Raw genomic sequence first — 15,037 nt, 5'->3', positions numbered from 1 at the left:
CCTTTGAAAATTACAGATATACATATTTACGGTTATGGAAAGCTTGCTGACTTTATATTAGCCGATGTTCAATCTTTGCAGGTGATCTACGGAGAAAATGAGGCAGGCAAATCTACCATTATGTCTTTTATCCATAGTATTCTTTTTGGCTTTCCAGCTAAGATTCAATCGGAATTAAGGTATGAGCCCAAGGAAGGAGCAAAATATGGGGGCAGGCTTACAGCGATTTTTCCTGATAGAGGGAAAGCGGTCATAGAGCGTGTTAAAGGAAAAGCATCCGGGGATGTCAGTGTCTTGCTTGAGGATGGAACAAGGGGAGGGGAAGAGCTTTTAAACGATCTCCTTCACCACATTGATAAAGGGCTGTATCAATCTATTTTCTCTTTTAATATCCATGGGCTGCAAAATGTAAATCAAATGAAGGGTGAAGGTTTGGGGAGGTATTTGTTTTCAGCAGGTTCACTGGGAACGGATCATCTGGTTTCTGCGGAAAATATACTTCAAAAGGAATTAGAAAGCCGCTTTAAGCCAAACGGAAAAAAGCCTTCCCTGAATGTAAAGCTAAAAGAGATGAAGCAGCTGCATCAGGATTTGAAAAAAGCGGAGCAGAATAATGAGCAGTATTGGACATTGCTTCGTGAAAAAGAAGATCTTGAAAACGATTTAAACAGAATACATCAGAGACTGAACCAAGCTCAGCAGGAGCTGTATCGTTTAAAAGAATGGCAGGACCTATATCCATTAATAACAGAGGAGCAAGAGCTGATCAAAGAAGGGGAAAAATTTGCAGACATTTCTTTCCCGGCAAATGGGCTTGCTCTTTTGGAGAAACTCGAAAGTATGATTCAGCCCCTGGAAGGGCGCAGAGCTAGTCTGGAATCCAGAATAATTATCCTGGAACAAGAGCTGCAGAATAATCAGCCGGATCATTTGCTCCTTAAGCATGAGCATCACATCAATGCAGCGGTTGAAGGGCTGCCGTTTTTGGAAAAGTTAAACCAAGAAGAAAAAGAATTATCAATTAAGCTGGAAAATATTACAGAAGAAATCTTTAATCTTCAGGAAAGACTTCATCTCCAAATTGACGAACAGCAGCTTGAACAAGTTGATACGAGTGTTTTTATGAAGGAAAAGGTTAATAATGCGCACATTCGCCGAAACCGTCTTCAAGCACTGAAACAGGAATTGGATGATCAATTTAACGATGAAAAGTCAGTGCTGGAGAACATGGAACGAAAAATTGGCGAATTGAAAGAACAGCTTCTTAAGGAAGAGGAACGTTCAGCCATTAAGGAAACATTAAGCTTCACTGCAGATAGGCATAATATCGAAAAAGAACTGCAGGATACACAGGAGAGGCTTCAGTTCCTTCAGAGAGCAGAAAAAAAGGAGCAGGAAAAAAGACGGCAAAAAACATACCAGGAGAAAAGGCAGCTTTTGTTTTTGGGAGTTCTTTTTACAGCTTTGTTCGGCTGGGGAATCTTTAGCCAATCATGGGTGATTGCAGGTGCAGGATTTATAGGCGCAGCCTTTTGTTTTGCCATTGCCAGTAAAAAAGAGCCTAAAGGGCAAGACAGCTTTATTAAAAATGAGATAAAAGCTCTGAGTGAAAAAGAACGCACACTGCTTGATAAATTAAAGCAGCCTGACATTCAGCATGCAGCCAGCCTGGAGGCACAGCTGAAGAAAGACAGCGAACGGCAAAATCAGCTTATCCAATTGCAGTTTCAGCTTGAACAGGCAAATGAAAAATACGAAAAGGTCATTGCCTCTTTTGAAAAATGGGAGAATGAATGTGCCGAACTTGAGAATGAACTGCTGGAGCTGGGTAAACAGCTATTTCTCCCTCATGATATCTCCAAAACCTATTTGAGTGAAGCGTTTAATCTGATTGAACAGCTAAAAGCCTTTTGCAGGGAAAAGAAATACACTACTGAAAGAAAGGCATCAGCAGAAAAGGGAATCAATGAAAAGCTTCATACTTTTCATAAGCTAAAAGGTTTATTGGACAGCGAGCCTGGAAGTGTACAGGAAATCGGCTATCAATTGAAAAAAAGACTAAAAGAAGAAACGGAAAAACATATTAAGCAGGGTGAAAGGGAAGCCGCGCTTCATGAGTTAAAGGTAGAACACAGCACAGTGCTGGCCGAACTTAGCCACTTTCAAAAAAACTACGAGAATCAGCTTTCCCTTGCCGGAACCAATGCAGCCGAAGAGTACAGGGAAAAAGCTGCTGAAGCACAGAAATTAAAAGAACTTGAAGAACAGATTAAACAGGTCCGCAAGCAAATTAATCTTAACTCTTTTTCACAGGAAGAAATCACTAAATATTCCAATGTGACAAATCCAGAAGCAGAGGTACAAGCTGTCAGCGAAGAAGCTGCTCTCCTCCAGGAAAGCATCCCTTGTTTACAGAGCAAGCTTGCAGAGGTCAAATATGAAATTCAAATCCTTGAAGAGGGCGGAACCTATGCGGAACTCCTTCATAGGTTCGCCTTGCTGAAATCTGAGTTTGAAGAAGAAGCAAGGGAATGGGCAAAATATGCTGCTGCCAAGGATATATTAGATAGAACGATAAACAGTTTTAAAAATGAGCGTTTGCCCAAAATGCTGGGAAAAGCAGAGCAATTTCTTTCTGTTTTAACAAATGGCGGCTATGTACGGATTTTTCCTAAAGAAGAAGGAAGCGGGTTTCTTATAGAAAGCAAGACAGGAGCAGTTTTTGAAGCAAAAGAGCTGAGCCAGGCGACTGCGGAACAGATATACGTATCCGTTAGGCTGGCACTCGCCATGACGATTTATGGAAAGTACCCCTTCCCTATTATTATAGATGATAGCTTCGTGAATTTTGATCATGTCCGAACTGAAAGAATGATTAACCTGTTAAAGAACCTTACAGGCAGGCAAATTTTATTTTTTACCTGTCATAAGCATCTTCTGCCGCATTTTCAGGAAGAACAAATACAGTCCGTTGCAAAGGAAAAGCTGTCTGTGTAATTATAACAGGCAGCTTTTTTTATAAGTGCTGTAAGCAAATCTTACAATTACACAAGAGGCATATTAAAAAGTGTGTAAAGAAACCTTACAAATATCATGTTTTTTCTTTTTTTATCCAGTAAGATGATAAAAAGCGGTTAGGAAGGAGAAAATAATTTGCCCTGGCTGATTCAAATATTGTTACTCGCTATTTTTCTGATTGCAGGGAATTTTGCGGCTGTGTTCTTTCATATTCCGCTTCCTGGAAGTGTCATAGGGATGATTATGTTATTAATCCTATTGGTAACCAACCGAATTAAATTAGAATGGATAGAGAAAGCAGCATCTTTTCAAATTAAACATATGACCCTGCTGTTTATCCCCTTTGTCATTGGATTATTTTTATCTCCCAATTTTATTCCTCTATTAAATTTTCATTTCCTTTTGGTGCTGATTCTAAGCAGCTTTTGTTGTTTATTGGGCACAGCGTATTCTGTTCAATTGTATGAGAACATAAGAAGGAGGAGTCAAAAATGAGTTCTGTTATTTTCAATAGTATAGGGTGCATCTTGATGACTCTTGCCAGTTATATCGCAAGCCTGCAAGTTTTCAGGAAGTTTAAGAAGAGCTGGTTGAATCCTTTATACACCGGAACCGCGCTCTTAATTATCATTCTTCTAATATGCAACATACCTCTATCAGTCTATCAAAAAGGAAACAGTCTGTTTGAACTGCTCCTCCAGCTTTCGGTTGTCTCTTTTGCTGTTCCTTTATATAAGGAGTGGCCCTTAATGAAAAGACATCTTAAGAAAATATTCTCAGGAGTCTTTGCCGGGACCTCCTTAGGCATATTTTCGGTTTACAGCATGTCACAGGTTTTTCACTTTAATCAGGAGATCATGGCATCTCTTATTCCGCGTTCGGTAACACTCCCGGTAGCCTTAACGGTCTCGGATGGCCTGGGAGGAACCACAGGCTTTACTGTTTTCTTTGTACTATTTTCTGGTCTTTTTTCCGTTATGCTGGGACCAAACTTATTGAAGTGGCTTGGAATAAATAGTAAAGCTGCCAAAGGATTGGCAATGGGCACTTCAGCACAAATGCTGGGAGCCAGCCGTTCACTCATGTGGGGAGAGGAAGAAGGTGCCATGGGGTGTATAGCCATGACAACTTCTGCAATTATCCTTTCTTTATTCATTCCAATATTGCTGCTTTTGCTGTAAACTGCAAGTATCATAGAAACCCATTCATGAAAAAGTGAATGGGTTTTTGTAGCGGACAAAAGACATGATTAATTTAGGAGAGAGCGGGATCTGTGTGGTATACTAGGTTAATAGAATTGCATGTTTAATGAGGCTGCCAAAGATCTGTCAGTTTCTTAGTGCCCTTTTTAAACAACCTCGTGAAGGGAGCGTCGGTGCGCGTATGTCAAAAGGAATTGTTTATTACGAAGTAGGAGAACAAATCGAGCTTTTTCTGCTTATCAAAAGTGCAGCTAAAGGGATTGCGAGTAATGGAAAACCGTTCTTGACCCTAATTTTCCAGGACCAAAGCGGAGAAATTGAAGCCAAGCTTTGGGACGTGTCTGATGATGATGCGAAAAACTACAGCCCTGAAACCATTGTAAAAGTGGCAGGGGATATTTTAAATTACCGTGGACGCAATCAGCTAAGAATCCGCCAAATTCGGCCGGCGTCCCCAACAGATCCGGTCAAGCTGGCAGACTTTCTGGAAACAGCGCCCTTAAGTACAGATGAAATGATGAGTAAAATCACTCAATATATATTTGAAATGAAAAATCCGAATATCCAAAGGATTACTCGCCATTTATTGAAGAAGCACCAAAAGGACTTTCTTGAATATCCGGCCGCTACGAAGAATCATCATGAGTTTGTATCCGGTCTTGCTTATCATGTAGTTTCCATGCTGGATTTGGCAAAGGCAATTTCCGGTTTGTATCCAAGCCTGGATAAGGACTTATTGTATGCTGGAGTCATTTTACACGACTTAGGAAAGATTACAGAGCTGTCTGGACCGATTTCAACATCTTACACAATAGAAGGAAACTTGCTTGGACATATTACCATTATGATTAATGAAATTGGAAAAGCTGCTGAGGAACTGGGAATCAGCGGTGAAGAGATTATGATCCTTCAGCATATGGTTTTATCCCATCACGGTAAAGCGGAATGGGGCAGTCCAAAACCGCCGCTTATCAAGGAAGCAGAAATTCTTCATTATATTGATAATATTGATGCAAAAATGAATATGCTTGATAGAGCCCTTGAGAGGGTGAAACCGGGAGAGTTCTCGGAGCGGGTATTTGCTCTGGATAACCGTTCATTCTATAAGCCCAGTTTTCATAAATAATAACTGCCATCCTTCCTAATGGAAAGGATGGCCTTTTTATTTCCTGTCTATCATATTTTTCCTGGTTTAGCATACATTTTTAGTAAATGGACAACCATTAAGAAATGAAAGAGGGGAAACTGATGATTCCAATTTGGGTATATTTTGTTGCAGCCGGAATCGTTGTAAGTGCATATATGGCGGTAACGACGGGCAGAGAAGAGAAAAAGGTGGAGCAAGACAGCATTGAACGTGAGGGTGAAATTTATATGAAGCGTCTTGAAAGGGAAAAAGAAGAGCGGAAATCCACTCAGCAATCTGCAGGCTGATTGGAATCAGTCTAAAAAACATAAAAAACGGGACTCCAGCCTGGAGCCCCGTTTTTAATTATTTTTCTTCAGTTCCTGCTTCACCTTCAGCCCCAGCTTCCGGTTCTTCAAGAACTCCTTTTAGTTCCTTATCTTTAATATCAACATCAGCAGCCTTTAATTCACGATCCATTGCCTGCTGAATTTTTTCGCCGTCAAGCTTGGACACTTTCACTTGATATTCCATTTCCTTCTTCATTTCTTCAAATGACTTTTTCTCTTTTTTCTCTGTTACTTGAATGATGTGGAAACCGTGCTCTGATTTAACAGGAGCGCTGATTTCGTTCACATCAAGGGCATAAGCAGCCTCCTCGAATTCAGGAACCATTTTACCAGGGCCGAACCAGCCTAAATCACCGCCATTTGCAGCAGATCCTGGGTCTTTTGAATATTCTTTGGCCAGGTCTTCAAATTTTCCGCCTTCGTCCAGCTTTTTCTTTACTTCTTCCGCAGTTTTTTCATCCTCTACAAGGATATGGCGTGCTTTAATTTCTGGCTTGTAGTTATCGTAGTATTCTTTAACTTCTTTTTCTGTTGCTTCAATATCTTTAATAGCTGCTTTTTCCTGAAGCAAGCCTGTTTTGAAAGTTTTCCTTAGATCTTCTTCATCCTTATAGCCATATTGCATGAGTGCCATCTCAAAATTAGCGCCAAGCTGCTGTTTTAATTCATCGATTTTCTCGTTAAGTTCTTCGTCTGTTACTTCGTATTTATCAGAAAGAACTTTTTCATAAATGAGCTCCTGGAGCGCCTGTTCGCCGTATTTTTCCTTCATTGCTTCATAAAGCTCGTCCTTCGTAATGTTTCCGCTCTTTGTTTCAACGACAACATCTCCTGATTCTCCGCCGGTACTGCTGCATGCGCTTAATCCAATTACTCCGGCTGCAATGGAGAGGGATAGCATCCATTTTTTCATGTTGAACACTCCTAAATTAATTTTCAATTCGACTCTGGTGAGCTGGAGCTGGAATTTTTAGACATTTAAATAACAGCAATTGTCTTCACAGAGCCTGCATTTATCACAATCCCTACTATACCATAAATGTAAAAAATAACAAAAGAAGAAAGTAATGATTGGTCTTTTAACACAGCGTTTTTTGAAAAATTTGGGTATTCGCCCATCCCATTCAGGACAATTGTACATATGATACATGGAACCCTCTGATGGGAGGTTTCAAAGCAGCCTAAAAAGTTAGGGTAGCCGGGATAGAAGCCTATCCGACCACAGAGGCAAATGAATAGGATATGGTAGCAACCTGAAAGGGAGGTGTTATCCATGGGTGCTGGATACGGCGGAGGTTTCGCGTTAATCGTTGTATTGTTTATTTTACTAATCATTGTAGGCTGCGCGTGGCTATAAATCTAAGGTGGGCATAGGGTCTTTTGACAGGGCCCTGTGCCGGAATTTGAGAGGAGGCAACCATATGTCTGGAGGACATGGATGCGGCGGAGGTTTTGCGTTAGTTGTCGTGCTGTTCATTTTGTTAATCATCATTGGAGCTTCTTGTTTTTGCTAAGCTTTTGATGTTTAAAATTAATGTATATATAAAAGCGGCGGAAAATTTCCGCCGCTTTTGCTCATGTTTAAGAGCTCTCAGGATATCCTAAGCATACAAGATTTCTACAAAAGAAGAGATTAGCAATATGGTAATAAGAATGTTGATGGTTCTGAATACTTTGGGCTGCCGTTCCTCAGGAATCTCTTTTTGGAGACAAAGCGAATTTGTCATCTTGTTGATATAAAATAAAATAAAAACGGCAAAAATAATAAATATGGAGATCATCCAAGATTCCCTCCTTGGGCAGTCATATTATTGCTTTTACATGTTTTGTCTGTTATTTACAATATCAAAGTTCACAAAAAAAAGATAGTATTAAAGATTGCCTGTCCGGTAAGTAAAAGGTATCCTTTGTCAGGATACCTGGGATTTATGCTTATGCTACTGGTTGGAATGAAGCAATATCTCAAACCCATCTTCGTTTTCTTCAACATAAGATTGATTTGGGGCATTCAGCACATTTTTGGCGCACACAATGTCAGAAAAAGATAAGCCTGCATGGAAAGCAAACAGAATTATTAAATAATGAACATAATGCGGAAAAATAAAGCAAGCACCCAGAAGCAGGCTGTTTATGATAAACATAGGGGCCAAAGTGGCAGTCAGGAAAAGCCGTTTTGAAATAGGCTCCGTTATTCGAATATATATAATTGGCATAAAGCCATATTTAATTGTCAGCTGTTTTTTAACCATACTTCCAAGGTGTGCAATAGGCAGAAAGTGAAGCAGCTTATGCATAGGATACATCAGCCATAAACCTGCTGCAAAGAAAATGAAATAATTATCGTAAAAGGAACCTGGCAAAAATACATACGTTGCAGGAACATATGTAAATATGAAAGTAGCCAGCATGGTTAAGGAAGACAGTATAAAAAGTCTTTGCGATCCATATTGCTTCGTGAAGTTAATCGTCTTCCAGCAATTCATCATATAAATACCTCCAAATGGAGTAAAATAGTAATCTTTCAAACTCACTTAAGATACTTTACGATGAATAAATAAAAAAATCAATAGGGAAAGCTAACACATTTTGTCGAAAAAAACTTTAATATAATGAAACTAATGTGAAACTGTGAGCAACCAAATTCATAAATACAAAGCGAACAGCATGCTTTCGCTTTGTAAGGGTTTACATAATGATAAAAGGAACTTTATCTATTTAAACAAGTTCCTTTTCAGCTGTTGTTTTTTTCTTTAATTTGCCCTCATCTTCATCAAATTGATTTTCAAGGTTAGCAAAGGACTTTTCAAAAATCTCCATGAAATCGTCACCATATATATTGCGGACTATCGCCATAATTTCAATGATATCTGGAAACTTCCCATACAGTTCCCTTAATGGCATCGCACCAGAGAACACGGCATTTTTCTCAGGTGAATAGGTTTCCATCAGACTTAGTAATACCTTTTCGCCATCCTCAGTCAATTTAATATAGGTATTTCTTTTATCGCTTTCTTTTTTAGAAAACTGAAGAAAACCTCGTTCTTCGAGCTTTTTGGAGAAGTTGAATGCAGTAGAAACATGCATTACGCCAAATTTGGCAACATCGGAAATCGATGCTCCGTTTAAATGATAGGCTATCCATAGAATATGGTGTTCATTAATATTTAAATCGTAGGGTTTTATCCATTGCTGCCAATCTTTTTCTATAGACTTCCACAGGGCTTTACTCAGCTGTGCCACTCGCTGGCTGAAGATCATTGCTTCCTTCATAGAAATTGGTTTATCCGACATTCAAAAATTCACCTACTTTGTAAAATTAATTATTTCTGGTCAAACAGCCAGAAGTTCATTTTTCTTTTTATAGTATCATTATGCCAATAAAACAAAAATTAATAAAGATATAAATTTACAAAATTTTTAGAAATATAATTAGATATTTCTATAAAAGGCTTAAGGACAGGGGATGAGAGCATGTTAAAAGCTTAATAAAATTTTGAAGCATTTTCATAATATATTGGTTTTCGTTCAAAAATAAAAAAATCCTTCTTTTTAACCAAAGAAAAAAGAAGGATTTTTTTTATTCACTTTTTATTTAAATTTGTTTCAAGTTCATGGATGGCTGCTTCAATTTCCTGCAATTCTCTCTGCAGCTTGTGCTGATGGGGAAGGATTTCGTTTTTCCAATTGCTGATGGAATATTTGATGTCGTTTGAGAATTCCTTAAAGGCGGTTTTTCCTTCCTTTGAAGCAAATGATGCTGAGTCCTTTATGGCCAGCAATTCGGATTTTAATTCGCTCAGCTGCTCCTTCAGGGTGTTTGTGGTTTCTTTTAACTGCTGTCTTGTATCCCTTCCTGAAGCAGGTGCGGTCAATAAGGTTGATATGCCGGCTGCAGCGCCGCCTGCTAATAGTCCAAGCAATAACGATTTGGCTTTCATAACCATCACCTCAAAATCTTGTTTATATGTCTATTTTACTACATTTCTCATTTTTCTAAAGCGGAAAATGAAAAGTTCCCGTTTCTATATCTATATCACAAAACATAGAAGGGTAAACCATATCCTCATAGCTCCCGGCATACAGGCATACAATTAAGTAGAGGGATATAAAGTGAAAGGGGGAGATAGGTTGTCCGGAGCGGCAGCTGGAATTTTTGCTTTGAGTGTGGTGCTGTTTTTAGGAGGTATTCATTTTTTTCTTTCCATAAAGAAACCCGGAGTCTATCCTCCGAAGTATGTTCTGAAAAAAAGGGCAGCTGCTCTAGCGGCAGGCGGTGCACTGTTGTTCCTGCTGGGAATGATTGTAGGGAGCTTCCAATAATGTAAATATAAAAAGCCCGCTTATTTTGCGGGCTTTGTCTATTACTGGCTGATCGTCTGCTGAGTCAGCTTTGTTCTGTTTGCAATTGATTGTGCTACTGGATAAAGGATAACCATTGCCACCGTGTTAACTGCAGCTGCGGGCAGTACAACTGCTGCAAATAAGGCAGTGAATGGCCCTGGCAGTCCGACAATCAGGTATGCGGAAGTTAAAAATACAATTCCGGATACAATTGTTCCTGCTGCTGTTAAGACAGCTGCACTGACGATATTCTTCCGGAATTTCTTTAAGATCAGGAACAAAGCGAAAAAGGTGAATGCAGTAACAGGCTTATCAATAATATTCGGGATTAATCCTCCAGGAAAAGTTGTGGTAAGCCCGGAAATCAGGCCTGTAACCAAACCTAAAAGCAAAACGCATTTGCTGTCTGGAAAAAGGATTATGCCCAAAAACATCATGGTAAGCATCATGTCCGGTTTCATCCCAAGAAAGAACCCTGGAACTACGGCATGAAGCACTGCGCCCATCCCGACTAATAGGGATAAGGCCACTAAATTTTTTGTATTCATTTCTAATCTCTCCTCTGCTATTCTCTGACTAAGCTCTGTTCGTCTCTCCTGCAGTGCACTCTTTGCCTGCAGCGAAAAACTTTAACTCATTATAACACATATCCCTAGGATAAAAAGGTGTTATATTTTTAATTATTATTCTTAAAGGCTTTCATAAATGCGGCCAGTTTTTCAACATGCTGCTCTGGCACAGCGTTGTAAATGGAAGCGCGGCAGCCGCCTATGGAACGGTGTCCACCGAGCCCAACAAACCCTGCTTCTTTTGCCTGGTGAAGAAATTCCCTGGAGAGATCCTCATTGTGAAGGTTAAAAGTGACATTCATGCGGGATCTGCTGTCTTTATGAGCATGCCCTATGTAAAAGCCTTCGCTTTCATCTATTACATCATAAAGAATTTTCGCCTTTTTCTCATTGGCCTTTTCAATCTGCTGAAGGCCGCCTTTCTTATCCGCCCATTCAAGCACCAGGGACAGCAAATAAATAGCCAGAGTGGGAGGCGTGTTATATAAAGAGTTATTATTGGCAAACGTATTATAATTCAGCATTGCAGGGAGATTTTCTGATGATCTTTGTAATAGTTCTTTTCGGATAATGACTACTGTTACACCGGAAGGGCCGAGATTTTTCTGGGCGCCTGCATAGATCATATCAAATTGTTCCACTTCCAATGGACGGCTTAAAATATCGCTGGACATATCTGCTACAAGTGGTGTTTTTTCATTAAAAGGAAATGTTTTCCATTGCGTACCGTAAATTGTATTGTTGCTGGTAATATGAAGATACGCGGCATTGTCAGGAATCACATCTTGATTGTATGCTGGGATGAAGCGGTATTTTTGATCCTTGCTGGAGGCGGAAATAACGGTTTCGCCGATTTTATCTGCTTCTTTTAAGGCTTTCTCCGACCAGGAGCCGCTGAGGATATAATGGGCTTCTTGATCTTTTCCCAGCAGGTTCATCGGAACCATTGAAAACTGGAGACTTGCACCTCCCTGGATAAATAGCACCTCATAATCATCCGGAATGGCCAGCAGTTTTCTCAAAAGTGCTATTGCCTGATCATGTACTGCCTGATACTCTTTGCTTCTATGGCTTAGTTCCATTATGCCCATTCCGGTATTGCTGAAATTTAGTAAATTCTTTTCCGCTTCTTTTAATACCTCTTCCGGCAGGGCCGCGGGACCTGCATTAAAATTTAGAGCACGGTACATTTTTCTCCCTCCAAAAATATAAAATCAATGCACTATAACGCTGTAAAGAAATAAAGATATTTAATATGTTAACAAAATTTACTGATTTGTACAGAGAAAAAAATGAACATTTTGAAAATTAGGGGATGAAAGAGGCAAAAAAATTCCTCCTGCAGAAACAGGAGGAAGGTAAATTTATAAATGTTTTTTTATAGCTTCAGAAATCTCCTGAAGGTCGGACGCTGAATATTCCGATTGATGTGATTTCCATACAACTCCTAAGCCATCACCTTCGCCGTAGCGGGGAATAAGGTGGGAGTGAAAGTGGAAAACGGTCTGCCCGGCATGTTCGCCATTGTTATTAATTAAATTCAAACCAATGGGATCAAATTCAGCCTTGATAGCTCTTGCAATCTCCGGAACCGCTTCGAAATAGCTGCGGGCTGTTTCCGCATCCATTTCATATAAATTATCTTTATGTACTTTCGGAATGACAAGTGTATGCCCTTTAGTGACCTGGCTTATGTCCAGAAACGCCATCACATGCTCGTTTTCGAAAACTTTGGCTGAAGGAATCTCGCCATTGATTATTTTACAGAAAATACAATCGTTCATTATGTCAGCTCCTAACCAAATATTCTTTTACACAATTCTACCATATTCGCCAAAAAACAAAAAAGTGAAACATATTAATGGGAATAAGGATTATTGCATTGTACTATTCATAAAATAAAAAGGCAGGATCCACTTGGAATCCTGCCTTCGGTGAAGGGGAAGCTTCTATTGGAACGTTTCTGCTTCAGGTAAATTCTCTTTAACAAACACCTCATTTATGAATGAATTGTGTTCATATCTAGAGAAAATCGATCTTTGTTCAATCGGACCATCCCCTTATTTCTTTATATGCATTCACGGGCGTATAAAGCATGGATGATAGTCTTTAACAAACACCTCATTTAAAAAATGACTTAGTGACCACTTTCGGGTGAAGCGATCAAGTGTTTAAGATCATCAGGTTTCATGTGCAATGCAACCATCCCCTTTATTAGGAACGTTTGAAGCTTATACTGAAAGGAAACTGTCTGCGACAGACACCTCATTTCAAGTTTTGATCATCTGAATGTTGTTCAAATGATTTGTTTCCCCTTCATAGATTAGAATCTCCGGATTCGGGATTTATATACAGGAATTTTCCCCAAACTGGACAATATCCTTTGGCTTTTTTTACAATGGTCTTACATATATAGTAGGAAGGACGTTGAAAATGGCGCTGCTTGAAATTAAAAACGTTACCGGCGGCTATACAAGAAATCCGGTCTTGAAGGATGTCTCCTTTGATGTGGGAGAAAACGAAATAGTCGGCCTGATTGGCCTTAACGGAGCCGGAAAAAGTACGACCATCAAACATGTAATTGGCTTAATGGAACCGAAGGAAGGCGAAATAACAATCAATGGGAGGCAATTCCTTAAGGATAAGGAAGGGTATCGCAAGCAATTCACCTTTGTTCCGGAAACGCCGATTTTGTATGATGAATTAACACTGGAAGAACATTTGCGTATTACAGCCATGGCATACGGCCTGCCTGAAACAGATTATAAATCAAGAGTGGAATCACTCCTAAAGGAATTCAGAATGGAAAAAAGAATGAAGTGGTTTCCAGCCCATTTTTCTAAAGGGATGAAACAGAAGGTAATGATTATGTGCGCTTTTCTGGTGCAGCCGTCATTATACATTGTTGATGAACCGTTTGTAGGTCTTGACCCGCTGGGCATTCAATCACTTCTTGATTTGATGAAGAAAATGAAAGAAAGCGGGGCAGGTATTCTTATGTCCACCCATATATTGGCAACTGCTGAAAGATATTGTGATCGTTTTGTGATTTTGCATGAAGGAAAAGTGAGGGCGAAGGGAACTTTAGCAGAGCTCCAGCAGCAATTTGCTATGCCGGGAGCTACCCTCGATGATTTATATATCCAGCTCACAAAGGAAGAAGATTATGTTTAATGAAAAACAATTATGGAAGGAGAGGTTCGGGAGGACAGTCAAAGAGCTTTCCCGCTATCTCCGCTATATTTTTAATGGCCATATTGTCATTGTGATGGTGTTCCTTTTGGGCACTGCCGCTTTTTATTATCAGGAATGGATAAAGACGCTTCCCGGTCATTTTCCTGCTGCAGCGGTAATGGCAATTATTTTAGCTCTTCTGGTTACATACAGCCCGATTTATACATTTTTTTCTGAGGCAGACAAAATTTTTCTTCTGCCGCTTGAAGATAGGCTTTCAGGTTATATTAGGCGTTCGCTGGCAGTAAGCTTTTTTGTGCATGCGTACATCCTCGTAATGGGGCTAGGGGTTTTCATGCCCATATATGCCAGAGTGAATGATGGCAATTTTAGAACGTTTTTACCTTTTCTGCTTATCTTGCTGTCGTTAAAAATTATCAATTTGCTGATCCGCTGGAAGATACAATATTACATCGAAACAAGCGTACATATCCTGGATGCATGTGTGCGTTACGCAGTAAACGCTGTGTTCCTATATTTTCTTTTTAGCGGTGCTTCCCCCATTTTCATGCTGGCGGCAGGCGTGCTCCTGATTCTGCTGTACTGGTTCTTTAGTATGAAATCCAGGGGTAAAGGACTAAAATGGGAGTTTTTAATTGACCAGGAAGAGAGGAGAATGACGTCTTTCTACAGGCTCGCCAATATGTTTACAGATGTTCCAAAGCTGAAAGATCGCGTAAAAAGGCGAAAATGGCTTGATTGGCTGCTATCAGTCATTCCTTTCAAACAGGATGCGACGTTTAAAAACCTTTTTGTCCGAACGTTTCTCCGTTCTGGTGATTACTTCGGTCTATTCATTCGTTTAACGTTCATTGGTGCCGGAGCGATTTATTTAATTTCGTATGGCATGGGACAAATACTGCTTGTACCGCTATTCATGTACTTAACAGGCTTTCAGCTCCTGCCCCTATGGAATCATCATCAGGATAAGCTGTGGGTGAACTTATACCCCGTTAAAGGGGACATAAAGGAGAATTCCTTTAAACAGCTGCTTACAAGCATCCTATATGTTCAGGCACTCCTCTTATCGCTGGCTGTCCTGGCCAATGGCGGCTGGATGGCATCACTGCTGTCTTTGACATTAGGGATTTTATTTGCATATGTATATACTCATTTCTATATTCAGAATCGGCTGGCGGGCAGCCGGGCATAAAATGAAACCAATGCTGTCTGGTATGCGTATATATAGTCATCCTG

General features: G+C 39.8%; 18 protein-coding genes. 10 read left to right on the top strand and 8 right to left on the bottom strand.

Translation table 11 applies throughout. The annotated features are described in order from the left end of the window. Positions 1 to 3: 3 nt before the first annotated feature. The 5 genes from QUF73_10815 to QUF73_10795 all read left to right on the top strand — a co-directional run bounded on the left by QUF73_10815 (position 4) and on the right by QUF73_10795 (position 5,654). Positions 4 to 2,997, top strand: coding sequence for an AAA family ATPase (locus tag QUF73_10815; GenBank protein MDM5226712.1), 2,994 nt, complete (start codon positions 4 to 6; stop codon positions 2,995 to 2,997). 177 nt (positions 2,998 to 3,174) lie between these two features. After that, on the top strand, positions 3,175 to 3,513 hold the full coding sequence (locus tag QUF73_10810) for a CidA/LrgA family protein (protein MDM5226711.1): 339 nt from the start codon (positions 3,175 to 3,177) through the stop codon (positions 3,511 to 3,513). Beyond that, entirely contained in the window at positions 3,510 to 4,199 is a 690-nt protein-coding gene (locus QUF73_10805; GenBank protein MDM5226710.1) for an LrgB family protein, read from the top strand. The genes QUF73_10810 and QUF73_10805 overlap by 4 nt, the downstream gene beginning before the upstream one ends. Positions 4,200 to 4,401: 202 nt before the next feature. Beyond that, positions 4,402 to 5,346, top strand: coding sequence for a 3'-5' exoribonuclease YhaM (yhaM, locus tag QUF73_10800; protein ID MDM5226709.1), 945 nt, complete (start codon positions 4,402 to 4,404; stop codon positions 5,344 to 5,346). A gap of 122 nt (positions 5,347 to 5,468) precedes the next feature. After that, the gene (locus QUF73_10795; protein ID MDM5226708.1) at positions 5,469 to 5,654 is read left to right on the top strand and encodes a sporulation YhaL family protein; all 186 of its coding nucleotides are present in this window, start codon (positions 5,469 to 5,471) and stop codon (positions 5,652 to 5,654) included. A gap of 58 nt (positions 5,655 to 5,712) precedes the next feature. Here the strand turns inward: QUF73_10795 and QUF73_10790 are convergent, their stop codons facing one another. Next, positions 5,713 to 6,609, bottom strand: coding sequence for a peptidylprolyl isomerase (locus QUF73_10790; GenBank protein MDM5226707.1), 897 nt, complete (start codon positions 6,607 to 6,609; stop codon positions 5,713 to 5,715). Positions 6,610 to 6,969: 360 nt separating this feature from the next. On the opposite strand from QUF73_10790, the gene QUF73_10785 reads away from it, so the two are divergent. Together QUF73_10785 and QUF73_10780 are read left to right on the top strand one after the other, a co-directional pair. After that, positions 6,970 to 7,053 carry a YjcZ family sporulation protein gene (locus tag QUF73_10785; protein MDM5226706.1) on the top strand — a complete coding sequence of 28 codons (84 nt, stop codon included), beginning with the start codon at positions 6,970 to 6,972 and terminating at the stop codon, positions 7,051 to 7,053. 64 nt (positions 7,054 to 7,117) lie between these two features. Further along, positions 7,118 to 7,210, top strand: coding sequence for a YjcZ family sporulation protein (locus QUF73_10780; protein ID MDM5226705.1), 93 nt, complete (start codon positions 7,118 to 7,120; stop codon positions 7,208 to 7,210). An 87-nt stretch (positions 7,211 to 7,297) separates the two neighbouring features. Here the strand turns inward: QUF73_10780 and QUF73_10775 are convergent, their stop codons facing one another. From QUF73_10775 to QUF73_10760, 4 genes are all read right to left on the bottom strand, one after another. Then, entirely contained in the window at positions 7,298 to 7,477 is a 180-nt protein-coding gene (locus QUF73_10775; GenBank protein MDM5226704.1) for a hypothetical protein, read from the bottom strand. Positions 7,478 to 7,633: 156 nt separating this feature from the next. After that, the gene (locus tag QUF73_10770) at positions 7,634 to 8,182 is read right to left on the bottom strand and encodes a DUF3267 domain-containing protein (protein MDM5226703.1); all 549 of its coding nucleotides are present in this window, start codon (positions 8,180 to 8,182) and stop codon (positions 7,634 to 7,636) included. Positions 8,183 to 8,411: 229 nt separating this feature from the next. Then, positions 8,412 to 8,987 (bottom strand): HTH-type transcriptional regulator Hpr, encoded by a 576-nt coding sequence (locus QUF73_10765; protein MDM5226702.1) that lies wholly within the window; start codon positions 8,985 to 8,987, stop codon positions 8,412 to 8,414. 290 nt (positions 8,988 to 9,277) lie between these two features. Next, positions 9,278 to 9,634 (bottom strand): YtxH domain-containing protein, encoded by a 357-nt coding sequence (locus QUF73_10760; protein ID MDM5226701.1) that lies wholly within the window; start codon positions 9,632 to 9,634, stop codon positions 9,278 to 9,280. A gap of 190 nt (positions 9,635 to 9,824) precedes the next feature. On the opposite strand from QUF73_10760, the gene QUF73_10755 reads away from it, so the two are divergent. Next, on the top strand, positions 9,825 to 10,016 hold the full coding sequence (locus tag QUF73_10755) for a hypothetical protein (protein MDM5226700.1): 192 nt from the start codon (positions 9,825 to 9,827) through the stop codon (positions 10,014 to 10,016). 41 nt (positions 10,017 to 10,057) lie between these two features. Here QUF73_10755 and QUF73_10750 read toward each other — a convergent pair whose 3' ends face one another. The 3 genes from QUF73_10750 to QUF73_10740 form a co-directional block, all read right to left on the bottom strand. Next, complete coding sequence (locus QUF73_10750; protein MDM5226699.1) at positions 10,058 to 10,585, bottom strand: tryptophan transporter; 528 nt, start codon at positions 10,583 to 10,585, stop codon at positions 10,058 to 10,060. A gap of 128 nt (positions 10,586 to 10,713) precedes the next feature. Further along, a complete protein-coding gene (gene serC / locus QUF73_10745) occupies positions 10,714 to 11,796 on the bottom strand; it encodes a 3-phosphoserine/phosphohydroxythreonine transaminase (GenBank protein MDM5226698.1) in 1,083 nt (360 codons plus the stop codon). 174 nt (positions 11,797 to 11,970) lie between these two features. Continuing rightward, entirely contained in the window at positions 11,971 to 12,390 is a 420-nt protein-coding gene (locus QUF73_10740) for an HIT family protein (GenBank protein ID MDM5226697.1), read from the bottom strand. A 649-nt stretch (positions 12,391 to 13,039) separates the two neighbouring features. Here QUF73_10740 and QUF73_10735 point away from each other — a divergent pair. Further along, positions 13,040 to 13,780, top strand: a complete 741-nt coding sequence (locus tag QUF73_10735; protein MDM5226696.1) for an ABC transporter ATP-binding protein — start codon at positions 13,040 to 13,042, stop codon at positions 13,778 to 13,780. Then, positions 13,773 to 14,993: an ABC transporter permease gene (locus tag QUF73_10730; GenBank protein ID MDM5226695.1), complete on the top strand. Its 1,221-nt coding sequence runs from the start codon at positions 13,773 to 13,775 to the stop codon at positions 14,991 to 14,993. Before QUF73_10735 ends, QUF73_10730 begins: the two co-directional genes overlap by 8 nt. Positions 14,994 to 15,037: the final 44 nt, after the last annotated feature.

The sequence above is a fragment of the Cytobacillus sp. NJ13 genome, from assembly GCA_030348385.1.
Taxonomy (GTDB): Bacteria; Bacillota; Bacilli; order Bacillales; family Cytobacillaceae; genus Cytobacillus.
This window is presented reverse-complemented; position numbering and strand designations above follow the sequence as displayed.